Source organism: Cellulomonas algicola, from assembly GCF_019024305.1.
In the GTDB taxonomy this organism is placed as follows: Bacteria; Actinomycetota; Actinomycetes; order Actinomycetales; family Cellulomonadaceae; genus Cellulomonas; species Cellulomonas algicola.
Genome location: NZ_JAHKSJ010000021.1, coordinates 142,064 through 158,381, shown reverse-complemented (window position 1 = coordinate 158,381; position 16,318 = coordinate 142,064). Strand labels below are relative to the sequence as shown.

At 73.3% G+C, this 16,318-nt stretch carries 17 protein-coding genes; 16 read left to right on the top strand and 1 reads right to left on the bottom strand.

Features of this window, described 5'->3' with window-relative positions; all coding sequences use genetic code 11:
* From KOV94_RS16385 to nusB, 16 genes are all read left to right on the top strand, one after another.
* The coding region (locus KOV94_RS16385; RefSeq protein ID WP_218052623.1) for a hypothetical protein at positions 1-323 on the top strand (323 nt) is incomplete at its 5' end.
* A gap of 83 nt (positions 324-406) precedes the next feature.
* Positions 407-2,227: an Ig-like domain-containing protein gene (locus KOV94_RS16380; protein ID WP_218052622.1), complete on the top strand. Its 1,821-nt coding sequence runs from the start codon at positions 407-409 to the stop codon at positions 2,225-2,227.
* Positions 2,227-2,910, top strand: coding sequence for a PulJ/GspJ family protein (locus KOV94_RS16375; RefSeq protein ID WP_160142922.1), 684 nt, complete (start codon positions 2,227-2,229; stop codon positions 2,908-2,910). Before KOV94_RS16380 ends, KOV94_RS16375 begins: the two co-directional genes overlap by 1 nt.
* Before the next feature lie 11 nt (positions 2,911-2,921).
* Positions 2,922-4,487: a ricin-type beta-trefoil lectin domain protein gene (locus tag KOV94_RS16370; protein ID WP_160142921.1), complete on the top strand. Its 1,566-nt coding sequence runs from the start codon at positions 2,922-2,924 to the stop codon at positions 4,485-4,487.
* On the top strand, positions 4,488-5,312 hold the full coding sequence (locus tag KOV94_RS16365; protein WP_124343961.1) for a prepilin peptidase: 825 nt from the start codon (positions 4,488-4,490) through the stop codon (positions 5,310-5,312). It abuts the gene before it with no gap.
* A 145-nt stretch (positions 5,313-5,457) separates the two neighbouring features.
* Entirely contained in the window at positions 5,458-6,519 is a 1,062-nt protein-coding gene (gene pilM, locus KOV94_RS16360; protein ID WP_124343960.1) for a type IV pilus assembly protein PilM, read from the top strand.
* Positions 6,516-7,238, top strand: coding sequence for a PilN family protein (locus KOV94_RS16355; protein WP_124343959.1), 723 nt, complete (start codon positions 6,516-6,518; stop codon positions 7,236-7,238). The genes pilM and KOV94_RS16355 overlap by 4 nt, the downstream gene beginning before the upstream one ends.
* Before the next feature lies 1 nt (position 7,239).
* Positions 7,240-8,055: a hypothetical protein gene (locus tag KOV94_RS16350; protein ID WP_218052621.1), complete on the top strand. Its 816-nt coding sequence runs from the start codon at positions 7,240-7,242 to the stop codon at positions 8,053-8,055.
* 74 nt (positions 8,056-8,129) lie between these two features.
* Positions 8,130-9,320 carry a chorismate synthase gene (aroC, locus tag KOV94_RS16345; protein WP_124343957.1) on the top strand — a complete coding sequence of 397 codons (1,191 nt, stop codon included), beginning with the start codon at positions 8,130-8,132 and terminating at the stop codon, positions 9,318-9,320.
* Positions 9,317-9,901: a shikimate kinase gene (locus KOV94_RS16340; protein ID WP_124343956.1), complete on the top strand. Its 585-nt coding sequence runs from the start codon at positions 9,317-9,319 to the stop codon at positions 9,899-9,901. The genes aroC and KOV94_RS16340 overlap by 4 nt, the downstream gene beginning before the upstream one ends.
* Positions 9,898-11,016, top strand: a complete 1,119-nt coding sequence (gene aroB / locus KOV94_RS16335; RefSeq protein WP_218052620.1) for a 3-dehydroquinate synthase — start codon at positions 9,898-9,900, stop codon at positions 11,014-11,016. The genes KOV94_RS16340 and aroB overlap by 4 nt, the downstream gene beginning before the upstream one ends.
* A gap of 59 nt (positions 11,017-11,075) precedes the next feature.
* Positions 11,076-11,516, top strand: a complete 441-nt coding sequence (locus tag KOV94_RS16330) for a type II 3-dehydroquinate dehydratase (RefSeq protein WP_218052619.1) — start codon at positions 11,076-11,078, stop codon at positions 11,514-11,516.
* A gap of 70 nt (positions 11,517-11,586) precedes the next feature.
* Positions 11,587-12,222, top strand: coding sequence for a hypothetical protein (locus KOV94_RS16325; RefSeq protein ID WP_124343953.1), 636 nt, complete (start codon positions 11,587-11,589; stop codon positions 12,220-12,222).
* Positions 12,223-12,239: 17 nt separating this feature from the next.
* Positions 12,240-12,773: a hypothetical protein gene (locus KOV94_RS16320; protein ID WP_218052618.1), complete on the top strand. Its 534-nt coding sequence runs from the start codon at positions 12,240-12,242 to the stop codon at positions 12,771-12,773.
* Between the two features lie 178 nt (positions 12,774-12,951).
* Positions 12,952-13,515, top strand: coding sequence for an elongation factor P (gene efp / locus KOV94_RS16315; RefSeq protein WP_124344336.1), 564 nt, complete (start codon positions 12,952-12,954; stop codon positions 13,513-13,515).
* Between the two features lies 1 nt (position 13,516).
* On the top strand, positions 13,517-13,933 hold the full coding sequence (gene nusB, locus KOV94_RS16310; RefSeq protein WP_124344335.1) for a transcription antitermination factor NusB: 417 nt from the start codon (positions 13,517-13,519) through the stop codon (positions 13,931-13,933).
* 37 nt (positions 13,934-13,970) lie between these two features.
* On the opposite strand, the gene KOV94_RS16305 is transcribed toward nusB, so the two are convergent.
* A complete protein-coding gene (locus tag KOV94_RS16305; protein ID WP_218052617.1) occupies positions 13,971-16,211 on the bottom strand; it encodes a putative bifunctional diguanylate cyclase/phosphodiesterase in 2,241 nt (746 codons plus the stop codon).
* Positions 16,212-16,318 lie beyond the last annotated feature (107 nt).

Here is a 16,318-nt window from a genome sequence, read left to right as displayed (position 1 = left end):
ACGAGCTCGAGACGTTCTACACCGACTGGCAGCAGTACCCCTCCGGCGGTATCGCCGCGAACACCGCGTCGCAGACCAACAACAAGATCACCATCGCGGCGAACTCGGCCGGCGCGACCTCCAACGCGGCGATCGACATCAAGCTGAGCCCCGGCAACGTCGTCTCGGTCGTCGTGGACTCCACCTCGCAGACGTACGCGATCAGCGGCTTCAACGAGAAGGGCACGGCGAACACGTCGGCCACCAAGGTCTTCAACTACACGAGCAACGGCGGCCTCGTGCCGGGCGCGCCCGGTGCGGCGGCGTCCGCGCCGACGCCGTGAGGCTGACGCACTGACAACGGGTCGGGTCGCGAGCATCGTCTCGCGACCCGACCTGCTCGCATACCACCACCGAGGAGACGGGCGTGAACGGACGGACGGGTCGCACCGCGGGTGCACTGCGTCTGCGCGGCGACGACGACGGCTTCACGCTCGTCGAGGTGATCGTGGCGCTGCTGGTGCTGTCGATCGTCGCGACGGCCTCCCTGTACTTCTTCGTCGGCGGCTCGCGCAGCGTCAGCTCGCAGCAGCGCCAGCAGAGCGGCGTCGCGGTCGGGAACCGCGCGATGGAGGACGTGTACTCGCTCGTCGCACGCGCGTCGGCGACCGGGACCTCGGGCCTCGTCGTGGGGCGCAAGCAGTCGGACGTCACGACCGCGTGGAACGCCGCCGTGACCGAGGGGACGCCCGGCCTCGGCGACAGCTACCCCGCGTGGGACAAGGCGACGAGCCCGCTCCCCGCCGCGGGCGTCGGCGACGACAAGATCAAGCTCACGCAGACCGTCGACGAGTCGGGCATCCGCTACACCGTCCGCACGCTCGTCGGGTTCTGCTACCGCGCGAAGGCCACGCCCGCCGCGCAGTGCACCCGCACGGGTGGCGATGCCGCAGGCGTGTCGACGACCGGCTACATGCAGCTCATGCGCGCGTACGTGACGGTGTCGTGGGCCGACACCACCGGGACGTGCAAGGCGTCGACGTGCCGCTACGACATCGCCTCCCTGGTCGACCCGAGCAACGACCTCAAGTGGAACAACACCACGCGCCTGCTCGCCGTCGACGACTCCGTGTCCGTCGACGCCGACGACGTGATCGAGATCGACGTGCTCGACAACGACACGATCATGGCGATCACGACGAACCCCGTCTCCATCGTGTCCAACCCGGTCCTCGCCGGGACCAGCACGCCCGCGGGCACCGCGACCGTCGACACCTCGACAGGGCGCGTGGTGTACGACCCGAGCGACGACGCGTGGGGCGAGGTCACCTTCACCTACCGCGTGACGATCGCCGCGCGCACCGCTCAGGCCGTCGTGCACGCCTACGTCAACCCGATGGCCCGGCCGCTGACCGGGAACGCGTACCCCGGGCAGGCCGTCGCGATCCCCGTCACGACGATGTGGGGTGCCGCGGCCAGCGGCCTCGCCGTGGTGCAGCCCGCGACCGGCGGCAGCGTCGTCGCCTCCGGCTCGTCGTTCACGTACACCGCCCCCGCCTCCACGGGCACCTACACCTTCCGGTACACGTTCACCCAGGGCGCGTACACGAGCACCATCGGCACGGGCACGGTCGTCGTGGCTGCGCCGATCCCGCCGGTCGCCGGGAACCGGACGTTCGAGACGGACGCCGTGATCACGCCTGCCGACGTCCCGCTGCCACTCCAGACGGCGAACGGGAACGCCGCCAACTACCGGGTGCGGATCATGTCGCTGCCCAGCGCGGGCACGTTGCGCCTCGACGGCAACAACGCGGCGGTCAACGGCGTCGGCAGCGCGGTGGCGTTCCGCCCGCCCGCCCAGACGGCCGGTGTCTACACGTTCACCTACCAGGTCGCCCCGCCGGCCCCGAGCACGACCTGGTCGGCGACCGCGACGGCGACGATCCTCGTCCAGCCGAAGGCAGCCGACGACCCGCAGACGACGGTCTCGAAGAACCAGTCGAACCGCATGCTGCAGGTCGGCGCGAACGACGGCTCCGTGGCGGGCACGACCCTCGAGATCGTGTCCAGCCCGGGCCCGGCATGCATCACCATCGCGTCGAACCAGGGCACGAGCTGGGCGTCGGGGAACGTGCAGTACAGCGCTCCGAACAAGACGGGGACCTGCAGCTTCACGTATCGCCTGAACCCGATCGACAACCGGTTGCGGCAGTCGGCGACGGTGACTGCCTACGTGAAGGTGAACTGATGCGCGTGCTTCGGGAGCGGCTGCGCCGCTCGCAGGACCAGGGTCGTGACACCGGCATGACGCTCGTCGAGCTCATCGTCGCGATGGGCATCTTCACGATCGTCATCGCGGTGTTCATGGGCGCGATGGTGACGATGTCCAAGAACACCGCCCGGGCGGCGGCGACGTCGCGCGCCGGCGACGAGCTGCGCGTGGCGTTCCAGCGGCTCGACAAGCAGGTCCGCTACGCCGACGCGATCAACTTCCCGGGCGCGGGCTCGGGCGGCAAGCAGTACGTGGAGTTCCGCATCCCTGCCGTGGCCGCCCCGTCGGGGGTCGTGACATGCGTGCAGTGGCGGTGGGACCCGACCGCACGGACGCTCGCGATGCGGACGTGGCCGCAGGGCGGCACGGTCCCGGCGTTCGTGCCGATGGTGCGCAGCGCGCTCCAGAGCGTCGACCGCACGACATCGCCGCCCACCCCGATCCCGGTGTTCGTCATGACGCCGGCGAACTCGGAGCACCCTCGGCAGGCGCTCGACGTCGCGATCTCGGTCAACGTCAACGCCAACGCGAAGGTCCAGTCCACGTCGTCGTCGTTCATCGCGCGCAACAGCACGACGGACTCCGACGGCAACGCCGACAGCGACGCCAACGGCGTCTCGGACCGGCCGGCGTGCAACGTCGCCGGGCTGCGCCCATGAGGAGGAGCGTGATGAGCGGGATCCGCGAGGTCTTCGCGCGCGTGCGGCAGGCGGGTCGCCGACCCGACGCGGGGATCGCCATGCTGACGGCGATCATGCTCGTCATGGTCGTCGGCGGGTTCGCGATGCTCACGCTCGCGCTCGTCGCGAACCAGGTGCGCCCCACGATCTTCTCGGAGAAGAGCACGCGCACCATCTTCGCCGCCGAGGCGGGCGTGGAGTCGGCGCTCGGCCGCATCCGCACCGCGCAGGCCGCGCCCGACTTCACGGGCCGCATCTACGGTGACCCGCGGCAGCTGCCGTGCACCGTGACGGGCTCCGTCGAGGGCACCGCCGGCACGTCGACCTACTCGACGCAGGTGCGCTACTTCATGGACGACCCGGCCGGGCGCAGCGACGCGTGGCTCGCGTCGAACGCGATGACGTGCTCGCCGACGAACGGGACGGGCACCGCGCTGCCGGCGTACGCGCTCATCACCTCCAAGGGGCAGGCGCCGACCGGGAGCAAGGTCGCGGCGTCGCAGGCGGACCGCGGCATCTCGATGACGTACAAGTTCGAGACGACCACGCAGAACGTCGCCGGCGGTCGGATCTACAACTGGAACTCCGGATTCTGCCTGCGGGCGAGCGGCCTGACCGCCGGCTCGACCGTCAAGTACCGCAGCGCCGCGTCGTGCGGCTCCTCGGCCAACGAGGACTACGAGCTGTGGATCTACGACTCGGACTACACGCTCACCCTGGCGAGCTCGACGACGAGCGGCACGAAGCTGTGCCTCTCGTACTCCGGCTCGAGCATCACGCTCGCGAGCTGCGGCTCGCCGTCCTACAACCAGCTCTGGGCGTGGCACAGCGGCGGCAACGCGACGTGGGTCGGCCAGAACTCGTCGATCAACGACGACACCAGCAAGTGCCTGTTCTCGGGCCGGACCTCCGGCAACCCGGTCGACGGCGACAACCTGCAGGTCGGCTCGTGCCAGAACCAGACGACGACCGGCGCGTTCTCGCCCGACCCCGCGGTGGGCCCCGGTGCGGCGAGCGCGAACACGCGGCAGATCGTCAACTACCTCGAGTTCGGCCGCTGCTTCGACGTGACCGACACGGACGTCAACAAGGCGTTCATGATCAGCTACCCGTGCAAGCAGGACCCGCCCGCCGCGTCCGGCCTCTACTGGAACCACAAGTGGTTCTACGAGGAGCCGCTCGTCGGCACGACGGCACCGGCCCAGCTGATCTTCGTCTACAGCTCCGCGGGCACGCAGTACTGCCTGCAGTCGCCCACCGGTGCGACCAACCCGAGCTCGCTCGGGTCCGCGTACTATCCGACGCTGACCAGCTCGTGCAGCCTCTCGAACACGGCGCAGCGGTGGACGCGCAGCACCGGCACGGGGGACAAGGCCACGAGCTGGACCATCCGCGACTCGACGGGGCGCTGTGTCGGTCTCGGGCCGAACCCGTACGTCGGCAAGTGGTCGACGCTCGTCGTCACCGCGTGCAACGGCAGCTCCGCGCAGAAGTGGAACGCGCCTGCGGACGAGGTGGAGGCCGAGGTCGGCAACTACCTGGAGGAGACCGGCTAGATGGACCCGACGAACCCGTACGACCTGACCCCCGTCCTCATCCCGATCCTGGGCGTGCTGGGCCTGGTCGTCGGCTCGTTCCTCAACGTGGTCGCCTGGCGGGTCCCGCGCGGCGAGTCGGTCGTCTCGCCGCCGAGCGCCTGCCCGTCGTGCGGGCACCACATCCGGTCGTGGGACAACATCCCCGTCGTGTCGTGGCTCGTGCTGCGGGGACGGTGCCGCGACTGCGGGGCCGCGATCTCGCCGCGGTACCTCGTCGTCGAGCTCGTCACGGGCCTCGCGTTCGCGACGGTGACCTTCTGGGTCGGGGCGTCGTGGGCGCTGCCCGCGCTGCTCGTCCTCGCCGCGCTGACCGTCGTGCTGACGGTGATCGACCTCGACGTGCACCGGCTGCCCGACGCGATCGTGCTGCCGTCCATCCCCGTCACGTTCGCGCTGCTCGCGCTCGCGTCGTGGAACCCCGGCGGCGAGGCCGACTGGGGTGCGCTGCTGCGGGCCCTGGTCGGTGCGGCTGCGCTCGGGCTGTTCTACACCGTCCTGGTCGTGGTCTCCGCGATCGTCTACGCGGGCGGGGGCATGGGCTGGGGCGACGCGAAGCTCGCCGTGGTCCTCGGCGCCTACCTCGCGTGGGTCGGCTGGGGCGCGCTCGTCGTGGGCGCGTTCGGCGCGTTCGTGGTGGGCGGCGTGTTCTCGGTCGTCCTCATGGCGGTCGGCCGCGCCGGTCGGCGCTCGCAGATCCCGTTCGGCCCCTGGATGCTCGCGGGAGCCTGGATCGGCCTGGTCGTCGGCGAGCGGCTCTGGGCCGCGTACACCGGCACGTTCTGACCGGGCGCGCACCCGCGTCCACCTCGGTCGCCGGGCCTGCGAGCCCGCTTCGCACGACCTCCAACCACCGGTCGCGGACGCCTCAAGGACGTCCGCCCCCGTGCCGATATGACCGGCACAAGCTCCTCCCACGAAGGGATGTCACGTGGCTTCCACGCGAGTGATCGGACTCGACATCGGCACCTCGGCGGTCCGTGCCGCCGAGGTCGAGTTCGGCAGCGGCGGGCCGGCCCGGTCGCAGCCGACCCTGCTGCACTTCGGCCAGGTCCCGCTCCCGCCCGGAGCGGTCCGGGACGGCGAGGTCGTGGAGCAGACGATCGTCTCCGCCGCGCTGCGCGAGCTCTGGGCGAAGGGCAGGTTCTCCGGCAAGGACGTCGTCCTCGGTGTCGGCAACCAGCGCGTCCTGGTGCGCGACCTGCAGCTGCCGTGGATGCCCGCCGCCCAGGTGCGTGAGGCCCTGCCGTTCCAGGTGCAGGACATGCTGCCCATGGCGACGACCGATGCGCTCCTCGACTACTTCGCCACCGGCGAGGGCGAGGGCGAGACGGGCCGCGTCCTGCAGGGCATGCTCGTGGCCGCGCAGCGTGACACGGTCGTCCCGAACATCCTCGCCGTCGAGGGTGCCGGCCTCCGGCCTGTGATGGTCGATCTGAACGCGTTCGCGCTGCTGCGGTCGGTCGTCCGCGGCGACCTCGCGACCCGCACGGTCGCGCTCGTCGACATCGGCGCCCGCATCACGAACGTCGTCGTCGCCGCGAACGGCATGCCGCAGCTCGCGCGCATGCTGCCGCTCGGCGGCCAGAACGTCACCGACGCGGTCGCCGCGGCCGCCGGGGTGTCCGCGCAGGACGCCGAGGCGCTCAAGCGGCACGTCGGGGTGGGCTTCGCCCCGCAGGCCGGGTACGAGGCGGTCGCGCAGGCGATCGACGGGACCGCGCAGGCCATCATCGAGGCGATCCGCAACACGTTCGTCTACTACGGCGCGAACCACCCCGGCGCCGGCATCGACGTCGTCGCCCTGACCGGCGGCGGCTCGCACCTGCCCGGCCTCGGCCAGTACATCTCGAGCTCGACGCGTCTGCCCGTCACGCTCGGCGACGGCCTCGCCGGATTCAAGTTCGGGTCCGGCCTGGACCGCTCCGCCCTCACCGGCCAGGAGTCGCTCGTCGCGCTCCCCGTCGGCCTCGCGTTCGGAGTCGCAGCATGAGCCCCGTCCTCCAGAAGCAGGCGACGGTCAAGGGCAAGCCGGCCGCGCCGGGCCGCCCGACGACGGCCGGCCTCCCGCAGGTCAACCTGCTCCCGCCCGAGATCCGGGCGACGCGCGCCCTGGCGACCGTGAAGCGGTGGCTCGTGATCGCGCTCGTCGTCGTGGTCGCGCTGGTCGGGGCGGTGTACACGTTCGCGCTCGTCGACCGCGGCGTCGCCGCCGACGAGCTCACCGAGGCGGACGCCGAGACGATCCGCCTGCGCGACGAGGAGCGCAAGTACGCGGAGGTGCCGCAGGTCCTGACCGCGATCGCGGCGACGACCGACGCGCGCACGGTCGGCATGGCGCAGGACGTGCAGTGGAAGTCGTACATCGACGCCATCGCGGCCGTGCTGCCGGCCGACGTCACCCTCGACTCCTTCCAGATCGCCGGGCCCTCGCCGCTCGCGGCGCCGTCGGCGGTGCAGGACCCGCTCGCGACGACCCCGGCGGTCGGCACCATCACGTTCGCGGCGCGCTCCGCGACCCTGCCGAAGACGGCGGAGTGGATCGACGCGCTCCGGACGGTCCCCGGCTTCAGCTCGCCGTGGGCGTCGACGATGGCGATCACGGCGGCGGAGGGCTCGGGCACGACCTACTTCTCGGTGCAGATGTCCGTGGACGTGACCGACGCCGCGCTCTCGCACCGCTACGACCCGACGGTCCAGGAGGGCAACTGACATGGGCGGATCGAAGACGGCCTCGTGGGTCACGGGCACCGCGCTGCTCGCGCTCGTGCTCGTGGCCGGCGGCTGGTTCCTGCTGATCGGGCCGGTGTTCGCGACGGCGGGCGAGACGCGCCTGCAGGCGCAGTCGGTCCGCGAGTCCAACGAGGCGCTCGCGCAGCGGATCACCAAGCTCGCGAAGCAGTACGAGAACCTCGAGCAGTACAAGGCGGAGCTCGCTGCTCTGCGCGCCCAGGTCCCGACGACGGCGCAGCAGTCGGAGTACCTGCGCGAGCTCCAGACCATCGCGGACGCGAACGGCGTGACGCTCACGACGGTCACCCCGTCGATCCCGTCGGCCTTCACCCTCGTCGGGCAGGCAGCCGCGGCGCCTGCGCAGGACGAGGAGATGAGCGGTGCGGGCGTGAGCGGACAGGACGGGGAGACGCCGGCCGACACGGCCACCGACCCGGCGGCCCAGCCCGCCGCACCGGCTGGCCCCGCGGTGCCGGCCGGTATGGCGACGGTGCAGCTGTCCATGACGGCGGTCGGCAGCTACGACGGCATCCTCGCGTTCGTCAACGCGCTCCAGACGGGGACGACCCGGCTGTTCCTGCTGACCGACGTGCAGGGCAACGGCCAGTCCGACACCGAGGCGGGCGCGGGGCGTCCGGCGACGGCCGTCGGCGACCTCGAGGTGCAGCTCACGGGCATGGTGTTCGTCCTGCCGGACAGCACGACACCCGTCGCACCGGCCGACCCCGAGGTCCCGGCCCCGGCGCTGCCCGGCGCGGTGCCCAACAAGAACCCGATGGTGCCGCTCGGGGGCTGACCCCCGCGCACGCTCACGGTCCACCCCCCGGGCAGTCGTCCGGGGGGTGGACCGCGTCATGGGAGGATCGCGGCATGCTGCGTTGGTTGACCTCCGGTGAGTCCCACGGCCCCGCGCTGGTGGGGATCCTCGAGGGCGTCCCGGCGGACGTCGAGGTCCGCTCGTCCGACGTCCAGGCGGCGCTGGCCCGCCGGCGGCTCGGGTACGGGCGCGGCGCCCGTATGAAGTTCGAGCAGGACGAGGTGCGGCTGCTCGGCGGCGTCCGCCACGGCCGGACCCAGGGCGGGCCGGTCGCGATCGAGATCGGCAACACCGAGTGGCCCAAGTGGGTCGACGTCATGTCGGCCGACCCGGTCGACGACCCCGAGGTCCTCAACCGCGCCCGCAACGCGCCCCTCACGCGCCCTCGACCGGGCCACGCGGATCTCGTGGGCATGCGGAAGTACGCGTTCGACGACGCGCGCCCGGTGCTCGAGCGCGCGAGCGCCCGCGAGACGGCGACGCGCGTCGCGCTCGGCACGGTCGCGGCCCACCTGCTCGAGCAGGCCGCCGGGGTGCGCCTGGTGTCGCACGTGGTGGGGATCGGACCCGTCGCGGTGCCCGAGGACGCCGCGCTCCCGACGCCCGACGACGTGGCGACGCTCGACGCCGACCCGGTCCGCTGCTTCGACGCCTCGACGTCGGCTGCGATGGTCGCCGAGATCGACGAGTGCCACAAGGACGGCGACACTCTCGGCGGCGTCGTGGAGGTCCTGGTGTACGGGCTCCCGTCCGGGCTGGGTTCCTACGTGCATGCGGACCGGCGCCTCGACGCGCGGCTCGCCGCCGCGCTCATGGGCATCCAGGCCATCAAGGGTGTCGAGGTCGGCGACGGCTTCCGCACGGCCGCCCGACGCGGGTCGGTCGCGCACGACGAGATCGAGCGCGACACGTCGGGCCGCATCGTCCGTCGCACGAACCGTGCGGGTGGTCTCGAGGGCGGCATGACGAACGGCGAGATCCTGCGCGTGCGCGCGGCGATGAAGCCGATCTCCACCGTGCCGCGCGCGCTCGACACGGTCGACACCGCGACGGGTGAGGCCGCGAAGGCGCAGCATCAGCGCTCCGACGTGTGCGCGGTGCCGCCCGCGGCGGTCGTCGCCGAGGCGATGGTCGCGCTCGTCGTGGCCGACGCGCTGCTGGAGAAGACGGGCGGTGACAGCGTGGCCGAGGTGCGGCGCAACCTGGACGCGTACGTCGCCTCGATCCCGTCGCTGCTGTCGTGACGGGCGCGGGCCGCGCACCGGGTCCCCGCGTCGTCCTGGTCGGCCCGCCCGGGTCGGGCAAGTCGACCGTGGGGCACGCGCTCGGCGAGCGCTGGCAGCTCGCGGTGCGGGACACCGACGCGGACGTCGAGCGCGTTGCGGGCAAGCCGATCGCGGAGATCTTCGTCGACGACGGCGAGCCGCACTTCCGCGCGCTCGAGCGTGACGCGGTGCTGGCGGCGCTCGCCGAGCACGACGGCGTCCTGGCGCTGGGCGGGGGTGCGGTGCTGCACGCGGACACGCGCGCGGCGCTCGCGGTGTACCGCGCGCGGGGCGGGGCGGTCGTGTTCCTCGACGTGACGCTCGCGCACGCGGCGCCGCGCGTCGGGTTCAACCAGTCGCGGCCGCTCCTGCTGGGCAACCCGCGCGCGCGGTGGCAGGCACTCATGGAGGCGCGGCGGCCGGTGTACGAGGAGGTCGCGACGCTGCGCGTGCTGACCGACGGGCTGCGGCCCGCGGACGTCGCGGTGGCGGTCGAGGACGGCCTGACGGTCCTGAGGGTGAGCGACGGTCCGGCGGCGGGCGCGGAGGGGGAGCGATGAGCACGACGGTCCGGGTCGAGGGCGACGCGCCCTACGACGTGGTGATCGGCCGGCACCTGCTGGGCGAGCTCCCGGCCCTGCTGGGCGAGGGCGTGCGCCGGGTGCTCGTGGTGCACCCCGCGGCGCTCGCGACGTCGGCGGAGGCGGTCCGCGAGGACCTGCTGGGGCACGGCTACGAGGCCTTCGCCGCCGAGGTGCCGGACGCGGAGGCGGCGAAGACGTCGCAGGTCGCGGCGTTCCTGTGGGGCGTGCTGGGCCAGGCGGACTTCACGCGCTCGGACGCCGTGGTCGCCCTCGGTGGCGGCGCGACGACGGACCTGGGCGGGTTCGTCGCGGCGACGTGGCTGCGCGGCATCACGGTCGTGCAGGTCCCGACGACGCTGCTCGCGATGGTCGACGCGGCCGTGGGCGGCAAGACGGGCATCAACACGGCGGAGGGCAAGAACCTCGTCGGCGCGTTCCACCCGCCCGCGGGTGTGCTCTGCGACCTCGCGGCGCTCGAGTCGCTGCCGGCGCACGACTTCGTCGCGGGGCTCGCGGAGGTCGTGAAGTGCGGCTTCATCGCGGACCCGCGGATCCTCGAGCTCGTCGAGCAGAACGTCGCGCTGCTGCGCGACCCGGTGGCCGCGTCGTCGTCGCCGGTGCTGGCCGAGCTGGTCGAGCGTGCGGTGGCGGTCAAGGCGCGGGTCGTGGGGGAGGACCTCAAGGAGTCGGGCCTGCGCGAGATCCTCAACTACGGGCACACGTTCGGGCACGCGATCGAGCAGGTCGAGCGCTACCAGTGGCGGCACGGCGCCGCGGTGTCGGTGGGCATGGTGTTCGTCGCGGAGCTCGCGCGCCTGGCGGGCCGGCTCTCGGACGACGTCGTCGAGCGGCACCGCGCGATCCTCACCTCGCTCGGCCTGCCGGTGTCGTACCGGGGTGACCGCTGGGACCGGCTCGTGGCGGCGATGCGGCGCGACAAGAAGACGCGCGGCGACCTGCTGCGCTTCGTCGTGCTCGAGGACGTCGGCCGCCCGGTGCGGCTCGAGGGCCCGGACCCGACGCTGCTCGCGGCGGCGTACGCCGAGGTCAGCGAGGGCGCTGCCGCGCCGTCGCGCGCGGTGCCGTTGTGACGCGTCCGCCCGGTGGTGCGCGGCGCGTCGCGCACCGGCGTGTCGCCTAGGCTGGGGCGATGACGCGCGCGCTGGTGCTCAACGGTCCCAACCTGGCCCGGCTGGGGGTGCGCGAGCCCGACGTGTACGGCTCGGCGTCGCTGGACGACCTCGCGGCGTCGGTCGAGAAGTGGTGCGTGGACCTCGGCATCGACGCCGACGTCCGGCAGACGGACGACGAGTCCGAGCTGGTGGGCTGGCTGCACGAGGCCGTCGACACGCGTGCGCACGTCGTGCTCAACCCGGCCGCGTTCACGCACTACTCGTACGCGCTGCGTGACGCGGCGGCGCAGGTCACGTCGGCGGGCCTGGTGCTGGTCGAGGTGCACATCACGAACCCGTACGCGCGCGAGGCGTTCCGGCACACGTCGGTCGTGGGCGGCGTGTCGACGGGGACGGTCGCGGGGTTCGGCTTCGACTCCTACCGCCTGGCGCTGACGGCGATCGCGCTGCGCGTCTGAGGTCGCACGGTCCCGCGCGGGACAAGCACCAGGGCTTGTTGTCTGTACGACAAGCATGCAGACTTGTCGCATGTTCGTCCTCACGATCGACCAGCGGGGGAGCCGCCGGCACGGCGACCGTGTCGAGCAGCTGCTCGCGGACCTCGCCGCGCACCACGAGCAGACGGGGGTCGACCCGCTGCGCGGGTTCGAGCGGACCGTCGGCGACGAGGTGCAGGGCGTCTACGACGACCCCGAGCCCGTGGTCGACGTCGCGCTGCACGTGCTGCGGCTCGGCGGGTGGACGGTCGGCATCGGTGCCGGACCCGTCGACGAGCCGCTCCCAAGCTCCCCGCGCGCGGGCAGCGGGCCGGCGTTCGTGCTCGCGCGCACCGCGGTCGAGGCCGCGAAGAGCCGCAGCCGGACCGTCCCGCTCGCGGTGCGCGGACGCGACGACGGGGCCGGGCGCGACGCCGAGGCGGTGCTGGTCCTCGTCGCCGCCGTCGCCGCGCGCCGGTCCGAGGCCGGCTGGGTCGTCGCCGACGCGATGAGCGTCGAGGCGCCGCGCCAGGACGAGCTCGCGGCCCGGCTGGGCGTCACCCAGCAGGCCGTGAGCCAGCGGCTGCGAGCCGCCCTCTGGGCCGAGGAGCGCGCGGCGCGGCCAGCTGCCGCGCGGCTGCTGGCCTGGGCGCAGGGAGTGGGGGAGGATCGTCCGGCTCGTCCCTGACGTCCCCGGAGGTCCCCGTGCCCGCACCGCTCGTCGCGGTCGTCGTCGTCGCCGCGCTCGCGCTGTCCGCCGCGGGAGGCTGGCCGGTCGTGTCGCTCGTGCTGCGCCTCGCCTCGCGCTCGCGCGACGCGGGCCGGCCGGGCCACGCCGGCGCGCACGCGCTGGCGGCGGAGGGGGCCACGGGCACGCCGTCCGGCGCGGGGACCGCCGGTGCGGAGCCGGTCGCGCCGCAGGCGGCGGAGGCGCAGGCGGTGGCCGGGCTGCACCCGTCGCCGCTCGCGGTGTCCGACGGGCCGCGCGGCGAGGGTGCGCAGGCGGTGCTGCGCGGCGGCACGTGGGTCGGCATCCTCGAGCGCCTCGCGGTGACGGGGTGCTTCCTGGTCGGGGAGGCCGGGGGCATCGCCGTCGTCGTCGCGGTGAAGGGCCTCGGCCGCTACCCGGAGCTGCGCGAGAACCCCGGGGCGTCGGAGCGGTTCGTCATCGGCACGCTCGCCTCGCTCCTGTGGTCCGCGGCGGTCGGGTTCGTGGCGGCCTGGACGCTCACCCTCTGACGCGTCCCGACGGGCGACCGGCGGGCGCGACGGGCCGGGACGTGCGCGCACGGTAGGATGGTCGGCGGTCTGCGGCCTGCCCGGGCCACGCGACAGCCCCGGTGCATCCGCGCCGGCCGGTGGGCGCGTCCCGGCGGCGCCGCGCATCCTCCCGAACCCACGACAGGAAGCGACGACTGTGGCGACCACGAACGACCTCAAGAACGGCACCGTGCTGCGGATCGACGGGCAGCTGTGGACCGTCGTCGAGTTCCAGCACGTCAAGCCCGGCAAGGGCGGCGCGTTCGTCCGCACCAAGCTGAAGAACGTCCTCTCGGGCAAGGTCGTCGACAAGACGTTCAACGCCGGCCTGAAGGTCGAGACGGCGAACGTCGACAAGCGCGACTACCAGTACCTGTACAAGGACGGCGACGAGTTCGTGTTCATGGACACGGACACGTACGACCAGATGCACGTCTCGGCGGCCACGGTCGGCGACGCCGCGAACTTCCTGCTCGAGAACCAGAGCGCGCTGATCGCGACGAACGAGGGCGTGCCGCTGTACGTCGAGCTCCCGCCGTCGGTCGTCCTCGAGGTCACGTACACCGAGCCGGGCCTGCAGGGCGACCGTTCGTCGGCGGGCACCAAGCCCGCGACGCTCGAGACGGGCTACGAGATCCAGGTGCCGCTGTTCCTCGAGGCGAACACCAAGGTCAAGGTCGACACCCGCGACGGCAGCTACCTGGGCCGCGTGAACGACTGACGTGGGAGCACGCACCAAGGCTCGCAAGCGGGCCCTCGACGTCCTCTTCGAGGCCGACCAGCGCGGGCTCGACCCGGTGACGCTGCTCGCGCAGCGCATCGCCGAGCCGGGCACCGAGGCGGCGCTGCCGCAGTACTCGGTCGAGCTCGTCGAAGGGGTCGTCGCCCACCGCGAGCGGATCGACGAGCTGCTCGCGACCCACGCGCACGGGTGGACGATCGAGCGGATGCCTGCGGTCGACCGTGCGCTGCTGCGGCTCGGCACGTGGGAGGTGCTCTTCAACGACGACGTGCCCGACGCGGTCGCCGTGGACGAGGCCGTGGAGCTGGCCCGGTCGCTGTCGACCGACGACTCGCCGGCGTTCGTCAACGGCCTCCTGGGCCGGATCGTCGACCTGAAGCCGACGCTGCTCGCCTGAGCCGAGCCGCCCCGGAGGACCGCCCGACGGCCCGCGTCTACCGACCGACGCGGGCCGTCGGCACGCTGCGGAGCGTGTGCGCGGGCGTCACGACCGGGATCGCCTCGGTGACGGGGCGCGGGCCGCGGACGGGCAGCGACGGGGTCGCGCGTCCGAGGAAGTTCCCCTGCACGCGTCGCACCCCGAGGTCGACGAGCGTCGTGAGCTGCGCGGCGGTCTCGACACCCTCGGCGACCACGTCGAGCCCGTGGTTCTCGGCGAGCGCGAGGATCGCCCGGACCGCGCCACGGCCGCGCTCGGTGCCGAGCTCGCGGATGAACGAGCGGTCGATCTTGAGCACGTCGACGGGCAGGCGCCCGAGGCGGGAGATCGAGCTGTAGCCGGTGCCGAAGTCGTCGACGGCGACGCGCGCGCCGCGGGCCCGCAGCTCGGACAGCACGGGCACGGCCTGCACGGTCTGCACGAGCGCGCTCTCGGTGATCTCGAGCGTGAGATGCTCCCAGTAGGAGTCGCCCCAGGCGGTCTCGAACTGCTCGAGCGCGTCGGGCTCGGTGAGCTGGCGGGACGCCACGTTGACGGCGACGGGCATCTGGAAGCGGTCGAGCGCGCGCCGGCTCTCGCGCAGCACGGCCAGGCCGATCGGGACGATGAGCCCGGACTCCTCCGCGAGGTCGAGCCAGTCCGCGGGCAGCACGAGGTGGCCGTGGTGGTTCCACCGGGCGAGCGCCTCGACCTGGAGGACCTCGAGCGTGGTGGTGTCGACGACGGGCTGGAAGTGCGCGGTGAACTGCCCGAGCGCGACGGCCTCCTCGAGCGCGACGCGCTGCAGCCGCTCGGCCTCGACGCGACGGCGCAGCGCGCGGTCGAAGACGCGGAACCCGCTGCGCGAGCGCTTGGCCTCGAGCATCGCGGTGTCGGCGTGCCGCACGAGCGCGTCGGGGTCGACGACGTCGCCGGGCACCCAGGTCGCCACGCCGACGGTGAGGCGCGTGGGGCGGCCGCCGTGCGACCGGTCCTCGAAACCCTCGCGCAGCGAGCGGGCGAGCGCGACGAGCGCCGCGTCCTCGGGCGCGCGCGCGACGATCGCGACGAACTCGTCGCCGCCGAGCCGTCCGACGAGGACGTCCTCGCCCGTGACGACCGTGCGGAGGTGGTCGGCGACGCGCGCGAGCAGGGCGTCGCCCCGGGCGTGGCCGAGCTCGTCGTTGACGCGCTTGAAGCCGTCGACGTCGCAGTAGACGACGGCGACACGTGTCCGTTCGACGTTCGCGCGGTCGAGCACGTCGACGAGGTGCTGCTCGACGGCGCGCCGGTTGGGCAGCGTGGTGAGCGGGTCGGAGAACGCGGTCGCGTGGAGACGGTCGTTGAGGTGGTAGCGCTCTCCGGCGGCCGCGACGATCTGCGCGAGGTCGACGAGGAAGCTGCGGGCGTGCGGGTCGAGGTCGGTGCCCTCGGCCGGGAACAGCTCGGCGACGAACCGGCCGCGGGCGATCGGCCGCAGCGAGCCCTCGATGGAGTCGTCGTCGAGGACGGCACGCGCGGCGTCGCGGGCCGTGAGCAGCAGCCGCTCGGGGTCGCGGGCGAACCACGCGGCGTTCGAGAGGCTCGCGACGGCGTCGCGCATGCGGTGCTGGCGGGCGGCGGTGTCCTGCGCGCCGACCAGGCGGCGCAGCGCGAGCACCTCGAGGCCGACGGCGAGCGGGACCGCCCAGAGCGCGGCGAGGATCGCGCTGAGCGCCTCGTCGGGCAGCAGGACGCCCGCCAGGAGGATGGCGACGGACTCGACGCCCGCGATGACGAGCAGCGTGCCGAGCGACCCCATGGGCGTGCGGCCGAACGCGACCAGCACGTAGACGATGACGACGAGCACGGCGGCGAGCAGGCAGCCCACGTCGACGAGCGCCGCCTCGGGGGCCGGCACGAACCACGACACCGTGCGCGCGACGAGCAGGACGGTCGCGGTGGCGACCCACCACCGCACGGACGCACCGTGCCCGATCGCCTGCGCGGCGGGCAGGGCGATCAGCAGGAAGCCCGCGACGAGCAGGCCGTGCGTGACCTCGACGGCGTCGCGCGGCAGTCCCGCGGGGACGAGGGGGAACAGGCCGCCGACGAGCAGCAGCAGCGCGACGTCGGCCGACCACAGCAGCGACCACGCGGCGCCGGGGTGGCGTGCCTCGCCGCGCCGCCAGAGCCAGTGCAGCACGCAGAAGCCCGCCACGAGACCGGCGACGAGCAGCTGCAGCACGGTGACCCACACCGGTACGGGACCCAGCACCTCCTAGACATCGGCGCGCAGGTCACGGGGCATGACTGGCATCCGGGTGACCTGGTCCTCGTCCGGTCGCCGCCCGTCCGGGTGACGGGCGGCGACCGGGACGCGCG

Coding starts and splice junctions, on each gene's coding strand:
- KOV94_RS16375 (WP_160142922.1), top strand. CDS start 2,227: ATGCGCGTGCTTCGGGAGCGGCTGCGCCGCTCGCAGGACCAGGGTCGT.
- KOV94_RS16370 (WP_160142921.1), top strand. CDS start 2,922: ATGAGCGGGATCCGCGAGGTCTTCGCGCGCGTGCGGCAGGCGGGTCGC.
- KOV94_RS16365 (WP_124343961.1), top strand. CDS start 4,488: ATGGACCCGACGAACCCGTACGACCTGACCCCCGTCCTCATCCCGATC.
- KOV94_RS16355 (WP_124343959.1), top strand. CDS start 6,516: ATGAGCCCCGTCCTCCAGAAGCAGGCGACGGTCAAGGGCAAGCCGGCC.
- KOV94_RS16350 (WP_218052621.1), top strand. CDS start 7,240: ATGGGCGGATCGAAGACGGCCTCGTGGGTCACGGGCACCGCGCTGCTC.
- aroC (WP_124343957.1), top strand. CDS start 8,130: ATGCTGCGTTGGTTGACCTCCGGTGAGTCCCACGGCCCCGCGCTGGTG.
- aroB (WP_218052620.1), top strand. CDS start 9,898: ATGAGCACGACGGTCCGGGTCGAGGGCGACGCGCCCTACGACGTGGTG.
- KOV94_RS16330 (WP_218052619.1), top strand. CDS start 11,076: ATGACGCGCGCGCTGGTGCTCAACGGTCCCAACCTGGCCCGGCTGGGG.
- KOV94_RS16325 (WP_124343953.1), top strand. CDS start 11,587: ATGTTCGTCCTCACGATCGACCAGCGGGGGAGCCGCCGGCACGGCGAC.